At 64.0% G+C, this 6,896-nt stretch carries 4 protein-coding genes; all 4 read right to left on the minus strand.

Going from position 1 to position 6,896, the window contains the following annotated elements; translation table 11 throughout:
- On the minus strand, positions 1–752 hold a 752-nt coding region (locus O2807_10090), incomplete at its 3' end, for an AAA family ATPase (GenBank protein ID MDA1000844.1).
- A gap of 27 nt (positions 753–779) precedes the next feature.
- Positions 780–2,465 carry a tetratricopeptide repeat protein gene (locus O2807_10095; GenBank protein ID MDA1000845.1) on the minus strand — a complete coding sequence of 562 codons (1,686 nt, stop codon included), beginning with the start codon at positions 2,463–2,465 and terminating at the stop codon, positions 780–782.
- A 16-nt stretch (positions 2,466–2,481) separates the two neighbouring features.
- Entirely contained in the window at positions 2,482–5,904 is a 3,423-nt protein-coding gene (locus tag O2807_10100; GenBank protein ID MDA1000846.1) for a DUF4175 family protein, read from the minus strand.
- Positions 5,905–5,921: 17 nt separating this feature from the next.
- Positions 5,922–6,896: hypothetical protein (locus O2807_10105; protein MDA1000847.1), on the minus strand; the 975-nt coding region annotated here is incomplete at its 5' end.

Here is a 6,896-nt window from a genome sequence, read left to right on the forward strand (position 1 = left end):
GCCAGCGAAACGGCATAGTCAATCACATAGGGGGCCGCCGGAACGCGCCGGACCAAATCCTGAAACGAGAGAATCTGCTCGCTATTGAGCACCTTTTCCAGAACCGGAACGTAGTCTGAGGTGGTCTGGGAGACAATCTCCTTCTCTTCCTCGAAATTGGGGTAGTCCACGTCGATCTCGAACATGAAGCGATCGAGCTGGGCCTCTGGCAGGGGGTAGGTCCCCTCGGCCTCGACCGGGTTCTGGGTGGCGAGGACGAAAAACGGCCGCTGGAGCTCATGGGTCGTTCCGCCGGCCGTGACGCGGTACTCCTGCATCGCCTGCAGCAGCGCCGCCTGCGTCTTGGGCGGGGTGCGGTTGATCTCATCCGCCAGCAGGATCTGGCTGAACAGCGGCCCCTGGATGAAGCGGAAGGCGCGCTTTCCCTCGAGCGTTTCATCGAGAACGTCCGTCCCCGTAATGTCCGATGGCATGAGGTCGGGAGTAAATTGTATCCGGCTGAACTGCAGTTGGAGCACTTCCGACAAGGTGCGGATCAGAAGGGTCTTGGCCAGCCCCGGCACGCCGACCAGCAGGCAGTGTCCCCGCGAGAGCAACGCCACCATGATCAGTTCGAGAACATCTTTCTGACCGATGATGACCTTGTGGATTTCCTCGAGCGCGCGCGCGCGCTTGAGACCAACATCGCGCGCGCGCGCGATGTCCGCCTCGTCCAGAATTTCTGCCTTCGAATCGTTCAGGTTTTCAGTCATCGTGCCTCTCTCGTGTCAGGGGGGAAATCAGTTCCGCAAGCTTTGAAATACTTTCCTCTCCTGCTCCGCCTCTTTTTTCCTGCCTTCCCGGGCATAAATGAAAGCCAGGCGCTCGTGGGGGAGCGGATGGAACGGATTGATCTGAATGGCTTCCTTCCAGGCATCCCGGGCGGCCGGAAAATCCTTCCGCATCTCGTGGGCGATCCCCAGATGAATGTATGTCGCCCCGCCATCGGGATCGATCCGCCGGGCGCGCAAAATGTACGGAAGCGCCTCATCGGGCGCCTCGAGGCGGAGTGCGACGCGCGCCAGCCGGTTCAGGAGAACCGGCGAGTTCGGCTCATCCTCCAGCGCGCGGCCATACTCTGTCCAGGCCGCCCGCAGGCGCCCTCCGAAGAGGAGGCGATCGCCCAGGCGCATCCGCCGCCGCGCGGTGGCACTCTGGAGCGCCGCCATCTCGCTGGCGCTCTCATCCACCGGGCCGGTGGGCTTGAGCAGAAACTGGTGGACCTGGACGCCGGCCGGGACTTTTAGCGGCATATTTTCGAGATCCTTCCGCCAGATTTTCTCGAATCCCGCCAACCCAACCCGGAAAAGTGCATGCAGGCCGCTCTCGGCGCTCTGGGCCGCGCCGCTGGATTCAAGTTCGACCAGGCTGCCTCTGCCAGCCTGACCAGGAGGAGACGCGGCCTTGGGCTTCTCGTCCCGAATCGCGCGCAGGAGGCGGGCCAGGCCCCGGGGCCCGATGCGCCGCTCGATGAAATCGGCTGCTGTCGCCGCCTCGGCGTAGGCGAGCTGCACCTGGGCGGAGGATTCGAGGTAGATCAGGCTGGGTTCCATCTTCTTGAAGGGGATGTACGTCCCTCGCTCCCGGGCCCCGGCGAGGAGCATGCGCTCTGAGGGCGTCAGGTAATGATCATCGCTCTTGCGCCATTTCTTCTCGAGATAATGCGCGATTCCCTCGTGCAGCCAGATCGGCGCCCGGTTGTGGGTGGCCCGCACGATGAGGTAGTGGACATACTCGTGCACCGCCGTGTCGAGCCAGCGGTAGCCCCGGATGAGGGCGCCCGGCGAAATCATCATCAGCTTGTTGAATTTGGAGATGCCGACCGCACCTTTGACCTCAATGTCTCGCCGGGAGAGGGTCGAGGCCTTGTGGAAGCGGACGGGGTCGGAAAAAATTTCGATCCGGACAACATCGTCGCCAGAGACGCCCAGCTTTTTCGGGAAAATCTCATGGGCCGCCTCGAGCGCCTCGGCCAGATAGGGGACGAGAATGGCGTCCACCCCCGGATCGTGGTGAATCTCGAAATGGGCCGTCCGGTGCACATTGAATCCGGCCACCGCCGATTGCGTCTGACGCACATGAAGGCGAAGCTCGAGCCATTCCCGGTCGCCGGGCCTTTTCCGCAGCGCGAGGTTCAGCAGCTCGATCGATTTTTGATAGCGCCCCTCCAGATACGCCGCTGTTCCCTCGAGCGCATCCCACTCCGGCGCCCCCGGATTCTCCACCCGAAGGTCCTCGAGCACGCGGCGCGCCGCAGCCACATCCCACGCGCGAAGATGGGCGATCACCCGGTCGTAGCCCGCGGGCCGGGCGACCTTGTCCTTGGGCTGAAGAAAAGATTTCGAATCCTGGTGCGCAGGAGTCCCCGGGACGCCGGCCAGCAAAAAACCGGCGGCCATCAGAAAAACCGCGACCCGTTTCATCATCCCCGATCTCATAGTGTTACCTGGTCAGGCGCTCGAAGTAATCTTCCACCTCGCCCTGAAGCGACTTGGGCATTCCCCCCTTCAGGGCCTCCATGACCTCTTCCCGGAACTCGCGGGGAACCTTGTACTGATCCTTCCCGGGAATAAGCACCTCGCTGAACTGCGTCCCCATGCGGCCCGACTCCTCCCGGCCAGAGCGATTGGCATCTTCCATGCCGGGCGCCTGGGGCCCTCTTGACCACCAGGCGCGGCCGGGCGAGCGATACGCTCCGCCCTGCCGCGGGGTGCCGAGCCCGACGCGCCTGCGCTGGGCCATTTGCTGCATTGCCTGCTGCATGGACTGGCGCCCCCGGGTCAGATGGCGAATCGCCTCCTCCTCGGGAGGAACCGCGCTGATCGGGCGTCCCCGGGACAGCCATTTCTCGGCCCGGTCCATCGCCTTTCGCGCCAACCCAAACCGGCGCAGGATGTCCGGGTTGATGAAGGGAAAGACCATCATCAGGCGCCGGATGCGCTCCTCGAGTCCAGCCAATTGTTTTTCAACGGTGGCCTGCCGCCCCTTCAAATTCTTCAACGACTCCTTCTCGGCAGGATTTGCATTCCGCTGCACCCTGCGGAGAACGTCCACGATGCGCTTCTCCGCCCGTCGAATCGGGGCCAGATGATGGGGGCGCAACTTCCGCCCGCAGACATCGGAACCCAGGACGGTCAGCAGCTGCGGCAGTTCCTGATAGAACGCTGCCCATTTTTCCCCTTTCAACATCTCGCGGGCACGCGCCACCATCTCCTCACGAAGGACCAGTTCGCCCTTCTCTTCTTTTTTCTCTTTCGGCCCCGCGGATTTCTCTTTCGGCTCCGCAGACGCACCGGCCGTCTTCTGTTTCGGCGGACACGTGATCAACGCCTGCTTTTCGTGCTGCTTGCCAACCGATCCCAGGGCATTGTCCAGGGCGCGCCTCAGCCCCGCCAGAGGTGCCTTTTCGCTTTCCTTCATGCGCGCGATGAGCTTGTCCTGGAGCGCAACGGTCCCGTTCCGGATGAGCTGCTGCTCCGCAACGATGAGCGAGAGTTCACTCCTGCGGCGCTGCATGGGCATGCCGCCCCCCTGGGCCATCCGCTGCTGGCGGCGGATGCCGCGGAGCGCCGCCCGCATCTGGCGCATCTGGCTCACCAGTTGCCGGAGGGTTTCCATTGCCGCCCGGTAGTTGCCGGCCCGAAGCTGCTGCTGGATCTGGTTGAAGGCCTGCATCATGTTCTGCATCGGCGCGTTGCGCATGCCGCGCTGGTTCATGAATTCCGCCGGCATCCGCTGGGCCAGCTTGGAGATCTGCTCCATGAGCTTTTGCATCTCCCTTTGCAGGCGCGCGATGGCCTCTTGGATGCGGCGCATCTCCGCCGGGTTCGCCCCCTGGCGCCGCATATTTTCGAGTTCGCGCAAGAGCGACCGCTGGTTTTGCAGGAGGGCGTCGGTCGCGCGGACCGCCTGATCCATCCGCGCCTGGCGCAGGATGTCCTCTCCCATCGAAGCGAGCCGCTCGAGCGCCTGTGTCGCATCCTCCCGGGCGGGGTCCTTTTTCTTGGGCGATGCGCCCGCGCGCTGGTTGGCGGCGTCCTGCGGGCGCAGGTGGCGCCGCAGGGTGTCCTGCAGCAGATCGCGGAGAAGATCCAGATCCATGCTCGCCAGCGCCTCGCGGGGATTTCCGGGCCGCAAAAGGGCGCGCGCCTCGCGGACTTTCTCCAGAATCCGGCTCGCTTTCTGGCTCAGCGGAACCGGCTTTTCCTTCCGGCCGGCGCTCTGGTTCGCTCCGCGTTTCCCCTTTTTCGCCTTCGGCAGCGGAAACGGCGAGGCGCGCTCGAGATGATCGGCCAAAAGATCCAGAAGTTCATCGGAAATCTTACGAAGCCGCCCGTCAAGAGCCGTGAGTACCTGCTCGCGGTTCCGCACCCGGATGCGGTAGACCGGGCTGGCCGTTCGCTTCGGCCCCGAAACCGTATCCGTATCCTCGGCCACCACCCGGTAGGAGAGCACGCGCCCGGGCGCAAGGCCCAGGGATCGGAGCTCGAAAACGTATTCGCCGGCCACCGCTTTCTGGATCGTCTCCCGACCCAGCAAGGATATATCGCGGCGCGGTTGTCCGGCCTGCCAGTACTCGATCGTCAAGCGCCGCAGGCCGAAATCATCCGTGGCGCTGTAGCGGACAGAGATCGAATCGCCGGCGTCGGCGGAGACGTCCTGCCCCGGATGCAGCACCTTCACCTCGGGCGGTGTGTCGGCAATGATGTCGATCCGGAAGCGCTCGGGGACGAGGTTCGAGAAACCAAACCTGTCCTTGAGTTGCACCTCGTAGGAGCCGGGGCTTCCGACGATGAGTACGCCTTCCCAAAAGTCTTCCTTCCCCTTTTTGAGGGGCAGGCGCCAGCCGTCGGCGATGGCCAGCACCATGTCGCGCACCGGCTTGCTCGGCCGGGCGCGCACCAAGACCGTGGTTCCCAAGTGGGTCTGGATATGGCCCCGCGATTCGCCCGAGCGGGGAGGAAGACCCGTATACTCGGGCGGGAAATACACCAGACGGATCTCGGCCAGCTGCGGAGGGGTAACCACTTTCACCTCAATCCACCGGGATTGGAACCGGCCCGATCTGGCCTGAATCCGCACATCGCGCTTCGCCCCCCGCCATTTGAGGTCAAACTGTCCCTTCCCCCTCGCCGTCATGGGCAGGTTCAGTTTTTTCTCCGACCCATCGTCGATGATGAGATTCGCCTCGTCCGGCCTTCTTCCCTCGGCCCGCAACTCAAAGAGAATGGGCATGCCGCGAAGCACACGCTCCGCCGAGGCCGAAAGATAAAGGTGGGATATCCGCGAGGGCATCAGATCAAAGGCGTTCGCGAGCATGTACCCCATCTTTGGGTAGACGCCCGGGGCGAGAAAGAGTGTTCCGATCACGGCGAGGACAAGCACGGCCGTCACGCGTCCGAGTCTTTTCGATACGGCGCCGGAGGCGAACGCGCCGGTCTCCATCTTCTCCACGCGCGCCGCCGTTTCCAGCACCAGCGCGTCCACCAGCGCCGGGGAAGTCGGATCGTCCGGCCCCAGGGCGTTCTTGCGCGGGAAAAGTTGAAGCGAGCTGATCAGGCGGTTCTCCAGATCGGGCCGCACAGCCTCGACCTCGAGCGCGATGCGCCCCCGGCCGGGCGTCCGCTTCCAGAGCCACACCGCCCAGAGGAGGCCCAAAACGATTAGGGAGATGAGGACTGCAAGATAGATGACGGCCGAATAGCCGAAGCGCGGCTGCAGCACGACCGCGGCAGGCCCCAGGAGGACGGCCACCAAGGCGGAGAGCGCAGCCGCAAGCACCGCCGACCGCCGGCGCTCGCTCTTCCGCGCCTCGGCGATGGCATCCAGAAATGCCAGAATTTTCAAAAACGCCGCGTGTGCCATTTCGTCGCCATCCTCAATCAGGCAAGGCCCCACAGCCGCCGGAGGGTCCACTCTATGGCCGGAAACAGAATAAGCCAAATTCCCACCCAGGGAATGCTCCACAGCCGCACATCCCGAATCTCGACGATTTGGGGCGGCACTTTCCCCTTCATGCTCTTTACGATCTCCTCCATCAGGGGGCGGGCATCCTGGGTGCTTGATGCCCCGTACGAGAAAAAGACGCCGCCGGTTTTCTTCGACAGCTCAGCCAGCCTCTCCCAGCGCGGGGCGACATCCGCCATTTCCGCCTCCCGCAACCCACCGACATTCACCGCGCGAATGGCGTGGCCGATCATCTGTACGCCCAGACGCGCCTGGGCCTCCACGCGGTAGGTTCCGCCCCCGCCGGGCGAAAAGCGGACCTCGAACTCACCCGTTTCCGGCTGAAAAACCGCGGGAACACGCTGAACGTTTCCGTAGGGGTCCCGCAGAAGAACCGAAACCTGCGCATTGGCCGCAGCCCGGTAGGCGTCATCGCGCACATCCACCCGGATCACGCGCATTCCCCTCTCGGCGGTCTCTGCATCCGGAAGAATCCGCACCTGGGAGCTCGACGGATCGCCCGAGAGCCAGCGCATGATCTGCAACATAAGCTGAAGATAAAGATGATTTGATTTCTCGGCCCCCACCATCCCGAAATTCCAGCGCCAGAAATCATCCGTCAACACCGAGAGGACGCGCCCCTCGCCGAAGCGCCGCACGGCAAGCAGGGGCGCCCCCTCGTCCTGGGATGCCACCAGCACCTGTCCCTCGCCCGCGGCCCCCGTCACGTTGAGGCGGCGGAGGGGAGGAAAGTTGCGCCACAGCGCCTGGTTCGCGGCCGGATCGTCCACCAGACGCGTGATGGGGTGGCGCAATCCGGTCTCGGTCAGCTGACCCCTCACCTGCTTGCCGAACACGTAGTCGTTCCGGCTCGCGAGCTGAAAGGGGGGAAGCGCCTGGATGGGGCTGTT

It is taken from the genome of bacterium (assembly GCA_027622355.1).
Taxonomy (GTDB): Bacteria; UBA8248; UBA8248; order UBA8248; family UBA8248; genus JAQBZT01.